The sequence below is a fragment of the Tsukamurella serpentis genome (genome assembly GCF_054780975.1).
The window spans coordinates 108,981-126,913 of record NZ_BAAGVH010000001.1; the positions used below are offsets into that span (position 1 = coordinate 108,981).

14 protein-coding genes and 1 pseudogene are annotated in these 17,933 nt (G+C 69.6%); 9 read left to right on the plus strand and 6 right to left on the minus strand.

Annotation, left to right across the window (positions count from 1 at the left end; genetic code table 11):
• Positions 1 to 24 precede the first annotated feature (24 nt).
• A complete protein-coding gene (locus tag ACYVHG_RS00530; RefSeq protein WP_461165479.1) occupies positions 25 to 342 on the minus strand; it encodes an FmdB family zinc ribbon protein in 318 nt (105 codons plus the stop codon).
• 106 nt (positions 343 to 448) lie between these two features.
• Here ACYVHG_RS00530 and ACYVHG_RS00535 point away from each other — a divergent pair.
• Positions 449 to 844, plus strand: a pseudogene (locus tag ACYVHG_RS00535) (HNH endonuclease); the annotation flags it as partial.
• A 55-nt stretch (positions 845 to 899) separates the two neighbouring features.
• Here the strand turns inward: ACYVHG_RS00535 and ACYVHG_RS00540 are convergent.
• The 3 genes from ACYVHG_RS00540 to ACYVHG_RS00550 form a co-directional block, all read right to left on the minus strand.
• Positions 900 to 2,621 carry a purine-cytosine permease family protein gene (locus ACYVHG_RS00540; RefSeq protein WP_461165480.1) on the minus strand — a complete coding sequence of 574 codons (1,722 nt, stop codon included), beginning with the start codon at positions 2,619 to 2,621 and terminating at the stop codon, positions 900 to 902.
• Positions 2,622 to 2,702: 81 nt separating this feature from the next.
• On the minus strand, positions 2,703 to 3,524 hold the full coding sequence (locus tag ACYVHG_RS00545) for an ion transporter (RefSeq protein WP_461165481.1): 822 nt from the start codon (positions 3,522 to 3,524) through the stop codon (positions 2,703 to 2,705).
• Positions 3,525 to 3,609: 85 nt separating this feature from the next.
• A complete protein-coding gene (locus tag ACYVHG_RS00550) occupies positions 3,610 to 4,548 on the minus strand; it encodes an ABC transporter substrate-binding protein (protein WP_461165482.1) in 939 nt (312 codons plus the stop codon).
• Positions 4,549 to 4,661: 113 nt separating this feature from the next.
• Between ACYVHG_RS00550 and ACYVHG_RS00555 the strand changes: the two genes are divergently transcribed.
• The 4 genes from ACYVHG_RS00555 to ACYVHG_RS00570 all read left to right on the plus strand — a co-directional run bounded on the left by ACYVHG_RS00555 (position 4,662) and on the right by ACYVHG_RS00570 (position 8,382).
• On the plus strand, positions 4,662 to 5,672 hold the full coding sequence (locus ACYVHG_RS00555; RefSeq protein ID WP_461165483.1) for a metallophosphoesterase family protein: 1,011 nt from the start codon (positions 4,662 to 4,664) through the stop codon (positions 5,670 to 5,672).
• The gene (locus ACYVHG_RS00560) at positions 5,672 to 6,352 is read left to right on the plus strand and encodes a 4'-phosphopantetheinyl transferase family protein (RefSeq protein WP_461165835.1); all 681 of its coding nucleotides are present in this window, start codon (positions 5,672 to 5,674) and stop codon (positions 6,350 to 6,352) included. Before ACYVHG_RS00555 ends, ACYVHG_RS00560 begins: the two co-directional genes overlap by 1 nt.
• Before the next feature lies 1 nt (position 6,353).
• Positions 6,354 to 7,265 carry a tRNA pseudouridine(55) synthase TruB gene (gene truB, locus ACYVHG_RS00565; protein WP_461165484.1) on the plus strand — a complete coding sequence of 304 codons (912 nt, stop codon included), beginning with the start codon at positions 6,354 to 6,356 and terminating at the stop codon, positions 7,263 to 7,265.
• Positions 7,266 to 7,365: 100 nt separating this feature from the next.
• A complete protein-coding gene (locus ACYVHG_RS00570; RefSeq protein ID WP_461165485.1) occupies positions 7,366 to 8,382 on the plus strand; it encodes an iron-siderophore ABC transporter substrate-binding protein in 1,017 nt (338 codons plus the stop codon).
• A 7-nt stretch (positions 8,383 to 8,389) separates the two neighbouring features.
• On the opposite strand, the gene ACYVHG_RS00575 is transcribed toward ACYVHG_RS00570, so the two are convergent.
• Positions 8,390 to 9,052 carry a metal-dependent transcriptional regulator gene (locus ACYVHG_RS00575; RefSeq protein ID WP_461165836.1) on the minus strand — a complete coding sequence of 221 codons (663 nt, stop codon included), beginning with the start codon at positions 9,050 to 9,052 and terminating at the stop codon, positions 8,390 to 8,392.
• A gap of 70 nt (positions 9,053 to 9,122) precedes the next feature.
• Here ACYVHG_RS00575 and ACYVHG_RS00580 point away from each other — a divergent pair, with 70 nt between their 5' ends.
• The 3 genes from ACYVHG_RS00580 (at position 9,123) to ACYVHG_RS00590 (ending at position 11,975) form a co-directional block, all read left to right on the plus strand.
• The gene (locus tag ACYVHG_RS00580; RefSeq protein ID WP_461165486.1) at positions 9,123 to 10,085 is read left to right on the plus strand and encodes a bifunctional riboflavin kinase/FAD synthetase; all 963 of its coding nucleotides are present in this window, start codon (positions 9,123 to 9,125) and stop codon (positions 10,083 to 10,085) included.
• Positions 10,086 to 10,184: 99 nt separating this feature from the next.
• Positions 10,185 to 10,454: a 30S ribosomal protein S15 gene (rpsO, locus tag ACYVHG_RS00585; protein WP_326482958.1), complete on the plus strand. Its 270-nt coding sequence runs from the start codon at positions 10,185 to 10,187 to the stop codon at positions 10,452 to 10,454.
• 153 nt (positions 10,455 to 10,607) lie between these two features.
• Entirely contained in the window at positions 10,608 to 11,975 is a 1,368-nt protein-coding gene (locus tag ACYVHG_RS00590; protein ID WP_461165487.1) for a serine hydrolase domain-containing protein, read from the plus strand.
• Position 11,976: 1 nt separating this feature from the next.
• Here ACYVHG_RS00590 and lysX read toward each other — a convergent pair whose 3' ends face one another.
• On the minus strand, positions 11,977 to 15,330 hold the full coding sequence (gene lysX, locus ACYVHG_RS00595; protein ID WP_461165488.1) for a bifunctional lysylphosphatidylglycerol synthetase/lysine--tRNA ligase LysX: 3,354 nt from the start codon (positions 15,328 to 15,330) through the stop codon (positions 11,977 to 11,979).
• A 333-nt stretch (positions 15,331 to 15,663) separates the two neighbouring features.
• Between lysX and ACYVHG_RS00600 the strand changes: the two genes are divergently transcribed.
• Positions 15,664 to 17,931 carry a polyribonucleotide nucleotidyltransferase gene (locus ACYVHG_RS00600; RefSeq protein WP_461165489.1) on the plus strand — a complete coding sequence of 756 codons (2,268 nt, stop codon included), beginning with the start codon at positions 15,664 to 15,666 and terminating at the stop codon, positions 17,929 to 17,931.
• Positions 17,932 to 17,933: the final 2 nt, after the last annotated feature.

Genomic DNA, 17,933 nt, shown 5'->3' on the forward strand with positions numbered 1-17,933 from the left:
TTCTGTGGATTGCTGCCAGGGAGTTCAGGGACGGGGGAGGCGGGCGTGCCGGGGGTCGGGCGGTGCCGGTGACCGTCCCGGGGTGGGACCCGAGAAGCGGCGGTGATCACCGCTCGCGGTGCGGCCCGGTACCGCGCCGACCACGTCCGGTCGGTTCGCGGTGGCCGAGGTCGCATCGAGCAGGCGCATCGCGCCGGACCGGCCGTGACCGAGTCGTGGAGCGGTCATCACGCGCGCTGCGGACCGCCCGCAGCTGCACGTCGCGGCGTCGGGGAGATCGCTCATGCGGTACACGGCGTCGAAGGTTCCGCAACGGGCGCAGCGGAATTCATAGGTGGGCATGAGTGGACGATATTCCTTTCTGTGCGCCATTTGTCCCGATTGGACGGGCCCGGTCGGCGGAGTGCGGCGCGGGTGTGGTCGGCGATCACCCGGCTCCGGGCCCCGGATGGTGGTCTATCGTGTGGCGGTGCCTCCGCTGCTACTGCCGCTCCTGGCGTTACCGTCTCCGGGGCCGCGCCGTAGCGGCACCCGCCGGGCGCGGATCGCGCGCCGTCGTGCTCGGCGGGTGGCCGCCGCCGATAACGACCTGACGGTGGCCCAGTGGGAGCGACTGGTGCGGTTGTGGGGCGCGTGTGCGTACTGCGGGGGAGAGGGGCCGTACCAGAAGGACTGCGTGCTGCCGATCTCCCGGGGCGGGCAGTACACCGAGCAGAACGTGGTGCCCGCGTGCCGTTCGTGCAATGCGAGCAAATGCAATTCCGAGGTCACCGGTTGGATGCGGCGCAAGAAGCTCGACGAACGGGCGTTCCTGGCCGGGCACGCCGAGATCCTGATGCACCTGCGATGTGACGACTGTGCGCCGGCCGGGGAGGCCGACGCACCGTCCGTTCACGCGATCACACCACCGGCGGATCCGCCGGCAGGACGTGCCGGCCGGACTTATCGGTAGAGAGTGCCAGCGAGCTGATGTACTGCTTCTCCCCGTTCGGGCCGGGGACGGCGGAGGCCACCATATCGGGCCGCTCGAACTCGATGCCGGTCTCGCAGCACAGCAGCTTGGCGTCCGAGGGGTTGCCGTCGGCGTCGAACATCGGCAGGTCGATGCCGTCGTCGGATCGACGCAGGTAGTACCGGCCGCGGGTCGCGACCGCGAGGACCGGCGGCAGCACCAGCGCCAGGACCAGAGCCACCAGCGGCGAGTACGGCTGCAGGCCCGAGCCGAGGACACCGAAGAACGCGGCGATCGACAGTCCGGCGGCGACGAGCACCGAGACGAAGCCCACGGGGTTGACGTTGTAGAGCATCCCGCGGCGGAACTCGGGCTCCTTGGGGGAGATCTTCAGCAGGTACTTGTTGATCGCGATGTCACTGGCCACCGCGACGATCCAGGCGATGCCGCAGTTGGCGTAGAAGCCGAGGATCGAGTTGAGGAAGCTGAACATGTCGGCCTCCATGAGCACCAGCGCGATCGCCACGTTCAGGACCAGGAAGACCAGCCGACCGGGGTAGGTCTTGGTGACGCGGGTGAAGCTGTTGGTCCAGGCCAGCGAGCCGGAGTAGGCGTTGGTCACGTTGATCTTGATCTGGCTGATGACCACCAGGATCACGGCCAGGGTCAGCGCCAGCCAGCCGGGCAGGAAGTCCTCGTAGATCTGCACGAACTGGTGCACCGGTTCGTTGGCGACGCCGGCGTTGTCCATCGTCTGTGCGATCAGGTACACCGCCAGGAACAGGCCCACGACCTGCTTGATGGCGCCGAAGACGACCCAGCCCGGGCCGGCGGTGAGCATCGCGATCCACCAGGCCCGACGGTTCTCGGCGGTCTTGGGCGGCATGAACCGCAGGTAGTCGATCTGCTCGGCGATCTGCGCGATGAGCGACAGGCACACGCCCGCGGCCAGCATGGTTCCGGCCAGGCTCACCCCGTGTCCGGCGGAGGTGGCGGAGATGACGTTGCCGGCACCGTCGCGCACGATATCGGTACCGGAGTAGGCGAAGAAGTCGCTGATCGTGTCGGGATGGCTGATCAGCAGGTAGGCGAACGGCAGCACCATCATCACCAGCCAGACCGGGGTGGTCCAGACCTGAAGTTTGGCGAGGGTGTTCATGCCGTAGATGACCAGCGGAATCACCATCACCGAGCTGACGAAGTAGCCCACCGGTAGTGGGATGCCGAGGCCGAGTTTGAGGCCCTGTGCCATAATCGCGCCCTCGAGCGCGAAGAAGATGAACGTGAACGACGCGAAGATCACGTTGGTGACCACCGAGCCGTAGTACCCGAATCCGCTGCCGCGGGTGATCAGGTCCAGGTCGATGTTGTACCGCGCCGCGTAGTACGCCAACGGCAGTCCCGTGGCCATGATGACGATCGCGAAGAAGCCGATGCCCAGCAGGGCGTTGCCGGTGCCACCGGCGATGCCGATGTTCGCGCCGATCGCGAAATCGGCCAGGTAGGCGATGCCGCCGAGGGCCGAGGTGGCGACCACGGCGGGCCCCCATTTGCGGTAGCTCCGCGGTGCGAAGCGCAGCGTGTAGTCCTCGAGGGTCTCGCGGGCGGCGGCGTCACGGAGCTTCGTCGACGGTGCGCCGGCGGCCTCCGGGGGTTGCAGTGCGGTCACGGGTGTGTTCCTTCCGGTCCCGGACCGCGCGGTCCGGGGTTGAAGGAATCGTGCTGCCGTCGCGTTCGAGCCGAATGACCTTTATGTAACGGAACGGTTACGGGGCGGCGGGGCTGTGACGGCGGCGTTGCCCTCGCCGCGTGCCCGCTCGTCCTTGGTCTTGACCGAGTCCCGCATCTGGTCGATGTTCTCCCGGAGCACGTCGGAGACCAGTTCGTCGGTGCGCGGATCGGAGAGCACCTGGAAGACCATCCGGAAGACGGTGTCGGCGATCAGTCGGATGATGTCGTCGTGGAACGGGATGAACCGCACCCGTTTGGTCTGCGGATCGTTCTTGACCAGATCCAGGATCATCTCGTCCATCTCCGGCTTGTTCTCCTGCAGCGCGGCCGCGATGTTCTGGGTGTAGTGGCCGGTCTTGAGCACGTCGGCGACCTCGTCCAGCACGGCGACGGTGATCGGTCGCTTCACCGCATCGACCACCGTCTCGGTGGCCCGGCTGACCACGGCGGCGGTGATCCGGTCACCGTAGATCCGGTCGATCGCGCGGGCCAGCCGGGCCAGTGCCACCACGATCCGGATCACTCGGAAGGCGCGGGGGATGGGACTGGTGACCACGAACGCGGGGATCATCCCGAGGATCTCGTACCAGTTCAGCAGCAGGAACCTGCGGGTCCAGCCGTCGCGTCGCCAGCGCCAGAGGAACTCTGCGGCGAAGATCGCGCAGATCGCGGCGTCGGCGATGAGGACGGACTTCAAGGTGGCGGGTGAGACCTCGAAGAAGCTGATCCACACGATCAGGGCGACCGAGACGACGGCCAGGGCGACCATCGCCCAGTCGGTCCACAGGGCGGGGGGTTTGCGGGGGTACGGCCCGAGTTCGGTCGTGGTCTGCGGAGTCATCGTCTCCGACCTTACGCAGCGGTACCTATCCTGCGGGCGGTCCCGCTCGACTCCCGTGACGGTGTCGCGCAGTACGCGCCGGTTCTCACACCGCAGGGCGGGCGAGACGTTCCACATCGTCGATGATCCGGCCTGCCCCCAGCACTCCGATGCCCACCATCCAGGTCTCGTCCTCGACCGCGAAGGCGCGTCCGGCGCTCACCGCGGGCAGCGCGCCCCAGCGGGAGGTGATGCTGGTGGTGGTCGACGCGGCGCCGGCACCGACGGTGTGGAACACCGTCTGCCCCGTGATCGCGCCGAACTGCTCGGGTGAGAGTTCCACCATGGAGTAGGCGTTCCACCGTTGCTCCGGGATGGTGAAGCCCATCGCGGTGATCATGCTGCCCGAGAAGGTGTCCGGTCCGTACAGACGGAAGCCGTTGGCGCGGAACCGGACGATCGACAGGCTGGTGCCCGGCGCGCCCACCCGCCCGCCGACCGCGGCGGCACGGGCATCGAGCTCGGAGAGCTGTTCGGTCATCGCGTCGGTGCGATCGACCGCAGCCGCGGTGATGGTGGCCTGCTCCCTCCAGTTCGTGCCCGAGTCCACCGAGAAGACGGTCGGAGCGATGGCGTTGAGCTGCTGGTAGAGCTTCTCGTGCCGGACCTTCGAGCCGATGATCAGGTCCGGTCGCAGGGCGGCGATCGCCTCGATCTTCGGTGCCGTGGTCGACCCGACGGAGGTGGTGCCGGCCAACCGGTCGCGCAGGTACCCGGGGAAGCCGTCGTTGGCCGCCGACTCGGTGGCGCCGACCGGCGTCAGGCCCAGTGAGACGAGCGCGTCCAGCTGCGGCGAGTCGATCACAACGATGCGCTGCGGGTTCGCCGGGACTGCGGTCTGTCCCATGGCGTGGGCCACGGTGCGGGTCTGCGGGGCGGCGCTGTCGTCCTGGCGGCTGCCGCAGGCCGCGAGCGTGCTCGCGGTGGCGACGGCGAGGGCTGCGGCCAGGAAACGGCGCCGGCTCGGCGATGAGGAGTTATTCATGACCGGGACCCTACAGATGTGGTTAGGCTAACCTGTGCATCGGTGTCCGATTCCGTCGTGCCGGGGTCCCGGCGGGCGCGCGCCCCCAAGGTTCCGCCCGGTAGCGTGGAGGGGTGGCGAAGCTCTTGGCGATCAGTGACCTGCACGTGGGGCACCGGGGTAACGAGGGCATCGTCGAGCGGATCCGGCCCGATTCCCCCGATGACTGGTTGATCCTGGCCGGGGACCTGTGTGAGCGCACCGATCAACTCGATGAGGTGCTCTCCGCCGTCGCTCCCCGGTTCGCGAAGGTGATCTGGGTGCCGGGCAACCACGAGCTGTACACCACCTCCAAAGACCCGATGCAGGTCTTCGGCGAGGCGCGCTACGACCACCTGGTGCAGATCTGCCGCCACCACGGCGTGCTCACCCCGGAGGATCCCTACCCGGTGTTCGACGATCCCGAGGCCGGCCCGGTGACGGTGGTACCGATGTTCCTGCTCTACGACTACAGCTTCCGGGACGAGGGGCTCTCCGCACTGCAGGCTCTGGCGCGGGCGAAGGAGAACAGCGTCGTCGCGACCGACGAGTTCCTGCTCTCGCCCGAGCCGTACGCCACCCGCGACGCCTGGTGCCGAGCGCGGGTGGAGTACACCCGGGGGCGTCTGGCTGCGCTCGGCGCGGACGCGAAGACGGTGCTGGTGAACCACTGGCCGCTGCGTCGCGAGCCCACCGAGGTGCTGTTCTATCCGGACTTCGCACTGTGGTGCGGAACCGCCTCGACCCGTGACTGGCACACCCGCTACAACGCCGAGGCCGTGGTCTACGGCCACCTGCACATCCCGCGGTCCACCTGGTACGACGGTGTCCGCTTCGAGGAGGTCTCGGTGGGTTACCCGCGGGAGTGGAACAAGCGCGGCCTGCCGGACCCGTTGCTGCGGCAGATCCTGCCCACGCCCGGCTACACCGAGCAGTCGCTCGGACCGTACGGGGTGCACTTCGAGGTCGATCCCGAGTACCGGGACCCGGTGAAGATGGCCGCGGCGCGGGTCGCGGCGCAGGCCCGGGCGGGTGATCGCCGGGCTGCCGCCAGGGAGCGGATCGCCGAGCGCCGGGCGGCGCGCCGGAAGGAGGGCGAGCAGTGATCCTGCAGTCCATGTTGCCCCGCGGGGTGATCGCCCGCGAGACCCGCGGTGACCTCGACGCGCCACTGCACCCGCGGGAGGCGGCGCAGATCGAGCGGGCCGTCCCGAAGCGCCGGGCGGAGTATGCGACGGTGCGCCATCTCGCCCGGGAAGCGCTGGGCGAGTTGGGTATCGACGATGCCGTGCTGATCAAGGGGGAGGCCGGCGGTGTTCACTGGCCGCGCAACGTGGTGGGTGCGCTGACGCACTGCGACGGGTACCGCGGTGCGGTGGTCGGGTACCGGATGGGGGTGCGCACCGTCGGGATCGACGCCGAGCCGCATCTCCCGCTGCCGGACAAGGTCCTCCCGACGGTCTCGGTCGAGTCCGAACGTTCGGTGCTCGCCGACCGCGGCGACGACGGCCTGCACTGGGATCGATTGCTGTTCTGCGCGAAGGAGGCCACGTACAAGGCGTGGAATCCGATCACCGGGCGGTGGCTGGGTTTCGAGGACGCGGAGATCACCTTCGAACTCACCGATCGCACCGGAGACGGCGCATCGGTGACCGCCGGGGGAACCTTCCGCTCCCGAATTCTGATCGACGGCCGGGCCACCGACGGCGGCGCTCCCGTCGCGGGCTTCGACGGCCGGTGGCGGATCACCTCCGGCCTGATCGTCACTTCGATTGCGATGGTGTGAGATGACAACCCGAAACTTCCTCGAACCCGACGGCGCCGGTCTGGTGATCGTGGACAAGCCGTCCGGCTTGACCAGCCACGACGTGGTCGCGCGGTGCCGCCGCGCGATGGGCACCCGCAAGGTCGGCCACGCCGGCACCCTCGATCCGATGGCCACCGGCGTGTTGGTGGTGGGCATCGAGCGCGCCACGAAACTGCTCGGCCACCTGGCGCTGACCACCAAGGCGTACACCGCCACGATCCGGCTCGGTGCATCCACCTCCACCGACGACGCCGAGGGGGAGCGCACCGGTGGTGCTTCCGCGGTGGGCCTCGACGACGACGAGGTGCGTGCCGCGATGGGGCCGCTCACCGGTGAGATCGAACAGGTCCCGTCGACGGTCAGCGCGATCAAGGTCGACGGTAAGCGCGCTCACCAGCTGGTGCGCGAGGGTGCGCACGTGCAGCTCAAGGCGCGCCCGGTCACCGTCGCGCGGTTCGAGGCGCACGATCTGCGGCATGCCGGCGACGGCTGCGAGTACCTGGACGTGCAGGTGAGCGTCGAATGCTCGTCCGGGACCTATGTGCGGGCCCTGGCCCGGGACCTGGGGGAGTCGCTGGGTGTGGGCGGGCACCTGACGCGGTTGCGGCGTACCCGGGTCGGCCCGTACGGGCTCGATCACGCGATCACGCTCGACGATCTCTTCGAGACTCCCCGGCTGTCGTACGGCATCGATGAGGCGATCGCCGCGGGCTTCCCCACCCGCGAGATCACCGAGGAACAGGCCGTCGATCTCTCGCTCGGGAGGTGGTTGGACCCGGTGGGCATCGACGGTGTGTACGCCGCGGTCACCGTCGACGGTCGTGCCTTCGCCCTGCTGAAGGAGAGCGGACGGCGCGCCGGGTCGGTCTTCGTGGTCCGTCCGTCGGCGTGAGCGCGCAGCGCTGAACCGACCGGGGTACCGGGGTGGACGGTCGCGTACGGCCCGCTGATCGACCATGCTTCAATAGGGTAGCCAAACCTAAAGGAGTCGCATGTCCACCGCCCAGTCCACCCCGTCGATCACCCGCCGTAGCCTGTTCCGCGGCGCGACCCTGATCGGCGCCGCATCCCTCGCAGCCGCCTGCGGCGCCGGAGGTGGCCGATCGGACTCCGGGGGGAAGCGCACCGTCGAGCACATCCGTGGCGTCACCGTGGTCCCCGATGCTCCGCAGCGGATCGTCACCGTCGGATACAGCGATCAGGACCCGGTCCTCGCACTCGGTGGTCGGCTGGCCGGCGTCACCGACTGGTACGGCGACTACGAGTTCGCCACCTGGCCGTGGGCGCAGCAGGCGCTCGGCGACCAGCGGCCCACCGTGCTCAACAAGGGCAAGTTCACCGGCACCCCCGACTACCGCTACGAGGAGATCGCCGCGCTGCGGCCGGATCTGATCCTGGGCTTCTACACCGAGATGAGCCAGGAGCAATACGACCGCCTCACGGCGATCGCCCCTACCGTGGCACCGCCCAAGGGGCACAAGGAATTCACCGCACCGTGGGACGTCGTCACCCGGCTCGCCGGCGACGTCCTCGGCAAGCGGGACGAGGCCGACCGCGCCATCGCCTCGGTGAACGAGAAGATGGACCGGGTCCGCGCCGCGAACCCGCAGTTCGCCGGACGCACCGCGGTGGTCGTCGAGCGGTTCAAGCAGGGCTCGAGTTTCGTCCGCGCACCGGGCGACCCGCGCTCGCGGGTGCTGTCCGCGCTGGGCTTCACGGTGCCGGACCTCGGCGAGGGGAAGACCAACGACGGCATCACCCTCGCCGATGAGCAGATGGCGCGGCTCGACCAGGATCTGGTCGTGTGGAACGTCGGCTCGAAGCCGTCGGTGCGGGCGGAGATCGAAGCGCTCCCGATCTACCGCACCATCCCGGCCGTGCGCGAGGGGCGTTCGGTGTTCATCGACGATCCGCTGGTCTCCGGGGCGTGGACCTGGGGCACGGTGCTCAGCATCCCCACGGTGGTGGACGCGCTGGCCGACAACCTCGCCCGCGCGATCCCCAAGTAGGGCCGGCTCAGCTGCGCACCCAGATCGCCTGGGCGGCGACGTCGCCCAGGTCGATCTGCGCACCGTCGTCGACGGTGACCGCCACCGTCCCGAGGAACTTGCGCAGCTCCACGACCTCGATCCGCGCGTCCGGGGCGATGCCCACCTCTTGGAAGTAGCGCAGCATCTCCGGATCGGAATCGGAGATCCGGGCGACGGTGCCGCTGTGCCCGGCCTCCAGCTCGGACAACAATCGTGCATCCGGGGTGGGCACGCTGCCGTCGGGCTGGGGGATCGGGTCGCCGTGCGGGTCCCGGTCCGGGAATCCGAGCCGCTCGTCCAGGCGCGCGAGGAACCGTTCGGAGACGGCGTGCTCGAGTACCTCCGCCTCGTCGTGCACCTCGTCCCAGCCGTAGCCGAGTTCGGAGACCAGGAAGGTCTCGAGCAGACGATGCCGGCGCACCATCGCCGTCGCGGCGGCCCGCCCCGCACCGGTGAGCGTGACCGCCCCGTACTTGGCGTGGTTGACCAGTCCCTGGTCGGCGAGCTTGCGGATCGCCTCGGACGCGGTGGACGCGGAAACCCCGAGTGCATCGGCGAGCGACTTGGTGCTGACCTTCACATCGGACCACTCCTGAGCGGTCCAGATCTGCTTGAGGTAGTCCTGGGTCACCGCGGAGAGCTCGCTCACGGGGCGCGGCGAATCGGGTAGGGGAGGCTTACTCACGCGTCCACCATATGTCGTCGGATAGGCTGAGTGCGTGCTTCGCTGGCGAGGACTCGATGACGTTCCCGCGGACTGGGGACGCTGTGTTGTGACGATCGGCGTGTTCGACGGTGTACACCGCGGACACGCTCAACTGATCGAACGGGCGACGTCGGAGGCCCGCGACCGCGGCCTGCCCGCGGTCCTGATGACGTTCGACCCCCATCCTGCCGAGGTGGTGCGGCCCGGCTCGCATCCGCCGCAATTGACCACCTTGACCCGGCGTGCCGAACTCGCCGAGGAGTTGGGCATCGACGTCTTCTGCGTGATGCCGTTCACCCCCGCGGTCAAATCGCAGCCCGCCGAGGACTTCGTGCACTCGGTGCTGGTCGAGCGGCTGCACGCGGCCGCCGTGGTGGTCGGGGACAACTTCACCTTCGGCAATCGGGCGCTGGGCAACGTGGAGATGCTCGCCGCGCTCGGCCACAAGTTCGGATTCTCCGTCGATTCGGTGCCGCTGCTCACCGAGCACGCGGTGACCTATTCGTCGACGTACATCCGCTCCTGCGTGGACGCCGGTGATGTGAAGGCCGCCGCCGAGGCCCTGGGCCGCCCGCACCGGGTGGAGGGTGTCGTGGTGCGCGGCGACGGGCGCGGCCGCGAGCTGGGCTATCCGACGGCCAACGTGGCACCGCCGATGTTCGCCGCGATCCCCGCGGACGGCGTGTACGCCGCGTGGTTCACCGTGCTCGGCGCCGGGCCCGTGGTGGGACAGGTGACACCGGGTGAGCGGTACCCCGCGGCGGTCTCGGTGGGCAGCAATCCCACGTTCTCGGGGCGCACCCGCACCGTCGAGGCCTTCGTCCTGGACACCTCCGCCGATCTGTACGGACAGCATGTGGCGGTCGACTTCGTCGAGCGGGTACGGAGTATGCAGCGTTTCGACAGCGTCGACCAGTTGCTCGCGGCGATGAGCGGCGATGTCGACCGGACCCGGTCGGTCCTGGGGATTAGCTGACCGACTCCGGCCTCTGGTAACGTGGTCGATCGTGCCTGCTGCAGTTCGCGGTGGCGGCACGCGATACTGACGACGCGATACTGGAACAAGGAGCCTCGCATGGCGCTGACCACCGAGCAGAAGAAGAGCATCCTGGCCGAGTACGGCCTGCACGAGACCGATACGGGTTCGCCTGAGGCGCAGGTCGCGATGCTGACCAAGCGCATCACCGACCTCACCGAGCACCTCAAGCAGCACAAGCACGATCACCACAGCCGCCGCGGCCTGCTGCTGCTGGTCGGCCGTCGTCGTCGCCTGCTCAAGTACGTCGCCTCGGTCGACATCAACCGCTACCGCACGCTCATCGAGCGTCTCGGCCTGCGCCGCTAAGACCTTCACCGAACGGCCCGCTCCCGGTTCTCCCGGAGCGGGCCGTTCGTCGTCTCCGGTCCGGCGGCGCCCGGTGCCGGCGATCTCACTCTCCCGGGGGAGGGCCGCCGGTGGCTCCGGCGGATAGCTTCGTGCATCGACGAAGGGACTTCGATGCGGATTCGGTGTGTGGTCATCGGTGTGGTCGCGGCGCTGGCGCTCCTGACAGCCGTCCCGCCCAGTGCGGGTGGCCGTGCACCCGACCTACCGGGAATCGCCGCCGAGATGGGAATCCCCGGCTTCGCGATGCGCATGACCGGGCCCGGCGGGACGGAGCAGGAACAGATCGGGGGTGTCGACGGAGCTCGCCGCCCGGTGACAGCGCGGACGCCGTTCGTGTGGGGCTCGGTCTCGAAGTCGGTGGCCGCCAGGGTCGCGCTTACCCTCGCCGCGCAGGGCACGCTCGACCTGGACCGGCCGGTCGCGGCCACCGTGCCCGGGGCCCGCACCTGGGTGGCACCCGAGGTGACGGTGCGGGACCTGCTGCGGCACACCAGCGGACTGCCGCACGAGGTATCGATCACCGACACCGCCCGAGAAGGGTCGGCGACCTCTGCGTTGGCGGAGCTCCCGGCTCCCGTCCCCGGCCCGCGCGGGGAGTTCCGCTACTCGAGCCTGAACTACTTGCTGGTTCAGGCGGTGATCGAGACCGTGAGCGGCGGATCCTACGGTGCGGCGGTGCGGGCGGTTCTCGGGCCGGCCGGGGACGGAATCGTCACCGGGGCCCGGGACTTCGCCGGTGTGGTCCCGCCCGGACACCTGCCCTTCTTCGGCCGCTCCCGGGCGGTGTCCCCGGTTCTCGACGGTGCCGGGCTCGGCTACGGCTACCTCGCCGGGTCGGTCGACGCCCTCGCGCACTACGCGCGATCGATGGTCCAGGACCCGTCCTGGCAGCGGTTCCAGACGGTGCCCACCGGAGGCGGTGCCGATTACGGGCCGGGGCTGTACCGCGAGACGATCGCAGGGCGCACCGTGTGGTGGCACTCCGGAGCCGTGCCGGGGTACTTCACGCACCTGGCGGTCTTCCCGGAGAGCGGGCGTTCGCTGGTCCTGGTGGCCAACCGATACGGCGAACTCGAGGCGGCACGTTTCGCCCAGCTGGCTCGCCATCTCATGCGCACGGCGGCGGGGGAACCGGGCGATCCACCCGCGGGCGGTGCCCCGGTGACGGTGTGGGCGGCGGGCACCCTGGTCTCGGCCCTGGGCGCGGCGATCGGGTGGGCGGGCTACCGGACGCTGCTCCCGGCGCGACGCAGCGGTGCACGACGCCGCTCACCGGGATGGACCGCGGTGGCGCTCGGCGGGTGCATCGTGGTCGGCGCAGCGGCGTGGTTCGGCCCCACTGCGGCGGGCATCCCACCCGCCGTGATCGCCCGGTGGGCGCCCGACCTGGCGCTGATCCGGGTGGTCGTCACCGTCGAAGCCGCGGTCCTCGGGGCGCTGATGGTGGCCGCGCACCGCCGCGGATCGCGCGGCCGGTGATTCACCGGTCCTGCGGTTTGATGAACGGGAACGCCAGGGTTGCACGGATGTTCACCCCGGCCAGCAACATGATGATCCGGTCCACACCGATCCCGAGACCACCCGTGGGCGGCATGGCGTAGGACAGCGCGTCCAGGAACGACTCGTCGAGTTCCATCGCCTCCGGATCGCCCGCAGCGGCCGCCATCGACTGCGCGGTGAGGCGTTCACGCTGATCGATGGGGTCTGTCAGCTCGGTGTACGCGGTGCCCAGCTCGGCTCCGAAACCTACCAGGTCCCACTGCTCGGTCAGCCGCGGATCCTCGCGGTGCTTCCGGGCCAGCGGCGAGACCTCGATCGGGAAGTCGGAGTAGAACGTGGGGAACTCGGTCTGCTTCTCCACCAGGGCCTCGTAGAGCTCCATCACCAGCTTGCCCGCAGTCGCACCCCGCGGAACGGCCACGTGCCTGCTGCGGCACACCCGCTCCACCTCCGCCAGGGTCGACGCGGAGGTCAGCTCCACCCCGGTCGCGCGGGAGACGGCCTCGTGCACGGTGATCTGCGGCCACGGCGCCGTCAGGTCCACCTCGCGGGTGCCGCCGTCACCGTCCGGCCGCAGCGCCACCGGCCGGCCGTTGACCGCGACCGCGGCTGCGAGGATCACCTCCCGGGTGAGCGTGCGCATCGTCGAGTAGTCGCCGTACGCCTGGTACGCCTCCAGCGAGGTGAACTCCGGATTGTGAGTGGCGTCAGCGCCCTCGTTCCGGAAGTTCCGGTTGATCTCGAAGATCCTGCCCATACCGCCCACGGCGAGCCGCTTGAGATACAACTCCGGCGCGATCCGCAGGTACAGCTGCATGTCGTAGGCGTTGATATGAGTGGTGAACGGCCGCGCAGCTGCGCCGCCGTGCACCGACTGCAGCATCGGGGTCTCGACCTCGGTGAATCCGCGATCGACGAACGCCGCGCGCATCGCGGCCACCGCTTTCGACCGCCGGTACAACAGGTCGAGGGCGCCGTCATCGGTGAGCAGCTCCAGCGACCGGTTCCGCGCGCGGGTCTCCTCGCCGAGCCGCACCCACGTCTTCGGCACCGGTGAGAGGCACTTGCCGGCCATCGCCCAGGAGTCGAGCAGCACCGACGGTTCGCCCGTGCGCGAGCGCATCAGCACACCGGTCACCGAGACCAGATCGCCCATGTCGATCGACCGTCGCCACAGGTCCCGCTCGTCTTCCGGGGTCCGCGATCGCTCCGCGATCACCTGCAGGGTGGCGCCGTCCTCATGCAGGTCGACGAAGGTCACGCCACCGTAGTCGCGTCGGGCGCGCACCCGCCCGGTGACCGAGACGACGACGCTGCCGTCGTCACCGCCCGGCCCGCAGCAGTCCCGGCGGGCCTGCGCCAGCGACGTGGTCCGCGGGACCGACGCCGGGTAGCCGGGCATACCGGTCGCTTCGAGTGCCTGAAGTTTGCGGCGCCGGACCCGTTGCTGCTCGGACAAGCGCACCGGCGGCGCCTCGTGACGCAGCAGCCGCTCCTCCTCGGCGAGCAGGCGATCGACGAACTGCGGATCCCGCGGCGCCTGATCCGGTACCGATGGTCCGGCGAGGAACTTCGGGCCGATCTGCGGCAGGAACCCCTCAGCGGTGCCGACCGCGATCCCGGCCCGCACCGCGGTCAGCGCCGGGTCGTAGCAGAGGATCCGGGGCACCCACTGCGGCCGGTACTTGTCGTTCGAGCGATACAGCGTCTCCAGCTGGTAGAACTTCGACGCGAAGCTGAGCACCGAGTCGACCAGCCGGGTGACCGGGCCCGCCCCGACCCGATCGGCCTCGGAGAACACCGACCGGAAGACCGCGAAGTTCAGCGAGATCCGCCGGATCCCCAGCTCCGGGCAGCGCTCGATCAACGATGCGACCATGAATTCGTTGAGACCGTTCTCCGCATTGCGGTCGCGCCGCATCAGGTCGAGCGAGAGCCCGCGGGTGCCCCAGGGCACGAAGCTGAGCAGTCCCCGCACGGTGCCCTGCGCGTCATGCGCCGAGACCAGCATGCACCGCCCGTCGACCCGGTCGCCGATCCGGTTGAGCGCCATCGAGAATCCGCGTTCGGTCTCCTCACCGCGCCACTTCTCGGCGAGCGTGGCGATCTCACCGAGCTCGGCCGGGGTGAGGTCGGCGTGACGGCGCACCTTGAGCGTGTAACCGGCGGTCCCGACGCGGGTGACCGCCTGGCGCACCGCCCGCATCTCCCGGCCCTTGAGGGAGAAACCGTCGACCTCGATGATCGCCTCGTCGCCGATGGTCAGCGTGCGTAGGCCGGCCTGTGCGTAGACCTGGGCGCCGTCGGCGCTGGCGGCCAGCACCGCGGGGTAGAGGCTGTGCGAACGGCAGTCCTCGATCCACGCGCCGACGGCGGCCGGCCACGAATCGCGGTGCCCGATCGGGTCGGCGCTGGCCATCGAGACCGGTCCGACCGCGCGGCAGGTCACCACCGCGCGGCGATCGGGTGCGGCGATCACGGCCTTGTCGCGCCGGGTGGCGAAATAACCGAGGGAGTCCTCCTCGCCGTACTCCAGCAGCAGACGGCGTACTTCCAGTTCCTCGGGCTCGGTCATCAGCTCGTCGCCGCGGCCCGCGCGCCAGAACGCCATCAGCGCGAGGATCAGCACCATCGCCGACATCACACCCGCGAAGGAGTACACCCACGGCGGGCCGGAGTGCCCGTTGAGCAGTACGTCCACCCGCTTCGGGACGAAACCCAGCGTCGAGCGCAGCGACCAGATCAGGATCTCCACCGGCCCGCGCAGGCGACCCGGGAAGGTGTACGTCAGGGTGGCGGTGATCAGGTAGGAGATCAGAAGGCCCACCGTCAGCACACCGAACGCGGCGCGACGTGAACCGCGCGCGAGGCGGGCGGGGAAAGCGGGGCGGGCGGCGATCACCAGCACCAGGCAGGTGATGCTGACCGCCGAGGCCAGCGCGGCGCCGGGCAGCGACATCCGGGCGTCGAAGTAGGTGCGCAGCAGATCCGGGACGTGCGCGGCCTCGTCGAACCTCTGCGTGTCCTCCAGGACGACGTACGCCAGCGTCGCGATGTTCGTCAGCGTCTGCAACGCCATCAGCGCCACGGCCACGGTGTGCGCCGCCCGCAACCGGCGGCGCAGGGCGCCGGCCAGCACCGTCAGCAGCGCCACGATCAGCAGGCTGGGGGAGGACGGGATGGCGAACACACCGAGCAGGTCCGCCGCGATCGGCAGCACCCGTTCACCACGGATCAACGCGTTCAGCAGTGATATCACTGCGGCTACCAGCAGCATCCGCGCCAGCCACATACCGGTGATTTCGGACATCCGTTCCCGGGCGGTCCGCGACACAGGCAACCCCTCTCCACTCGTCCGGTACTCGCGCTCGGCAGCCCCGGCCCGGCGCGTGCGGGACCCAGCTGACGATACCGGTGATAGCCTGGAGAACAGGTCCCACCTATGTGGACCGGGATACGAGCCCGGGTCCACCGAGCGGTGCGCCTTCACGGTGTCATTCCCTGCGGGGTGGTCCTCGGTAGTGGCCGCCGGAACTTCCCAGTGTCCGACGGCTTCGATCGATGACCGCACCAGAGCGCCCGCCGCCGCGTCGAACGACGGGGCTGTGCGCAGCGTGCGCGCGGTCCGGCGAGGTGGGACGAACGAAGAAGGGGTATCCCACACTTCATGACCGACAACATCATCGACATCGAAGACGACATCACCGAGGCTGAGGCCGTCATCGACAACGGTGCCTACGGCAAGCGCACCATCCGGTTCGAGACCGGACGCTTCGCGCAGCAGGCCGCGGGCGCCGTCGCCGCGTACCTCGACGACGAGACCATGCTGCTCTCCACCACCACGCACAGCAAGCAGCCGAAGGAGCACTTCGACTTCTTCCCGCTCACGGTGGACGTCGAGGAGCGCATGTACGCCGCGGGCCGCATCCCCGGCTCGTTCTTCCGCCGCGAGGGCCGCCCGGGCACCGACGCGATCCTCACCTGCCGCCTGATCGACCGGCCCCTGCGACCGTCCTTCGTCGACGGCCTGCGCAACGAGATCCAGGTCGTGGTGACGGTCCTCTCGCTCGATCCGAAGGACCTCTACGACGTGGTGGCGATCAACGCCGCCTCGGCCTCCACCCAGATCGCCGGCCTGCCCTTCTCGGGCCCGGTCGGCGGTGTGCGCGTGGCCCTGATCCGCGACACCGCGGTCGCCGCGGACGCCCAGTGGGTCGCCTTCCCGACCGTCGAGCAGCTCGAGCACGCCGTCTTCGACATGGTCGTCGCCGGTCGCATCGTCTCGGGCTCCGGTTCCGGCGCCGACGTCGCGATCATGATGGTCGAGGCCGAGGCCACCGAGAACGTCATCGAGCTGGTCGAGGGCGGCGCCACCGCACCGACCGAGTCCGTGGTGGCCGAGGGCCTGGAGGCCGCCAAGCCGTTCATCGCCGTGCTGTGCGAGGCGCAGAAGCAGCTCGCCGCCGGCGCCGCGAAGCCCACCGGTGAGTTCCCGCTGTTCCCGGCCTACAAGGACGACGTCTTCGCCGCCGTCGAGTCGGCCGCCGCGACCAAGCTCAACGACGCCCTCTCGATCGCCGGAAAGCAGGAGCGCGACAGCGCCACCGACGAGCTCAAGGCCGAGGTGCTCGAGCAGGTCGGTCCGCAGTTCGAGGGCCGCGAGGGTGAGATCGGCGCCGCGTTCCGGTCGCTGACCAAGAAGCTGGTGCGCAAGCGCATCCTGACCGACCACTTCCGCATCGACGGCCGCGGCATCACCGACATCCGGTCGCTCGGTGCCGAGGTCGGCGTGATCCCGCGTGCGCACGGCAGTGCCCTGTTCGAGCGCGGCGAGACCCAGATCCTCGGTGTCACCACCCTGGACATGGTCAAGATGGCGCAGCAGATCGACTCGCTGGGCCCGGAGACCTCCAAGCGCTACATGCACCACTACAACTTCCCGCCGTACTCGACCGGTGAGACCGGCCGCGTCGGCAGCCCGAAGCGCCGCGAGATCGGCCACGGCGCGCTCGCCGAGCGTGCCCTGGTGCCGGTGCTGCCTTCGGTGGAGGAGTTCCCGTACGCGATCCGCCAGGTCTCCGAGGCGCTGAGCTCGAACGGCTCCACCTCGATGGGCTCGGTCTGCGCCTCGACGATGTCGATGCTCAACGCCGGTGTCCCGCTCAAGGCCCCGGTCGCCGGTATCGCCATGGGTCTGGTCTCCGACGAGGTCGACGGTCAGGCCCGCTACGTGGCCCTGACCGACATCCTCGGTGCCGAGGACGCCTTCGGTGACATGGACTTCAAGGTCGCCGGTACCTCCGAGTTCGTCACCGCCCTGCAGCTGGACACCAAGCTCGACGGCATCCCGTCGCAGGTCCTGGCCGGCGCCCTGAGCCAGGCCAAGGACGCCCGGACCACGATCCTCGAGGTCATGGCCGAGGCGATCGACGCCCCGGACGAGATGAGCCCGTACGCGCCGCGGATCACCACCATCAAGGTGCCCGTGGACAAGATCGGCGAGGTCATCGGCCCCAAGGGCAAGACGATCAACTCGATCACCGAGGAGACCGGCGCCAACATCTCCATCGAGGACGACGGCACCGTCTTCGTGGGTGCGGCCGACGGCCCCTCGGCGCAGGCCGCGATCGACCGGATCAACGCGATCGCGAACCCGCAGCTGCCGAAGGTGGGCGAGCGCTTCCTGGGCACCGTGGTCAAGACCACCGCCTTCGGCGCCTTCGTCTCGCTGGTGCCCGGCCGTGACGGCCTGGTGCACATCAGCAAGCTGGGCAACGGCAAGCGGGTCAACAAGGTCGAGGACGTGGTGAACGTCGGCGGGAAGATCCAGGTCGAGATCGCCGATATCGACGAGCGCGGCAAGATCAGCCTGATCCCCGTCGCCGACGACGCCGAGGCCGCCCCGGCCGCCGACGCCGCTGCGAACGAGGAGTAGCA

What these genes read in the sequence shown, in the direction of transcription:
- rpsO (WP_326482958.1), top strand. Translation starts at nt 10,185, where the DNA reads ATGGCGCTGACCACCGAGCAGAAGAAGAGCATCCTGGCCGAGTACGGC.
- ACYVHG_RS00570 (WP_461165485.1), top strand. Translation starts at nt 7,366, where the DNA reads ATGTCCACCGCCCAGTCCACCCCGTCGATCACCCGCCGTAGCCTGTTC.
- ACYVHG_RS00550 (WP_461165482.1), bottom strand. Translation starts at nt 4,548, where the DNA reads ATGAATAACTCCTCATCGCCGAGCCGGCGCCGTTTCCTGGCCGCAGCC.
- truB (WP_461165484.1), top strand. Translation starts at nt 6,354, where the DNA reads ATGACAACCCGAAACTTCCTCGAACCCGACGGCGCCGGTCTGGTGATC.
- ACYVHG_RS00530 (WP_461165479.1), bottom strand. Translation starts at nt 342, where the DNA reads ATGCCCACCTATGAATTCCGCTGCGCCCGTTGCGGAACCTTCGACGCC.
- ACYVHG_RS00545 (WP_461165481.1), bottom strand. Translation starts at nt 3,524, where the DNA reads ATGACTCCGCAGACCACGACCGAACTCGGGCCGTACCCCCGCAAACCC.
- ACYVHG_RS00600 (WP_461165489.1), top strand. Translation starts at nt 15,664, where the DNA reads ATGACCGACAACATCATCGACATCGAAGACGACATCACCGAGGCTGAG.
- ACYVHG_RS00590 (WP_461165487.1), top strand. Translation starts at nt 10,608, where the DNA reads ATGCGGATTCGGTGTGTGGTCATCGGTGTGGTCGCGGCGCTGGCGCTC.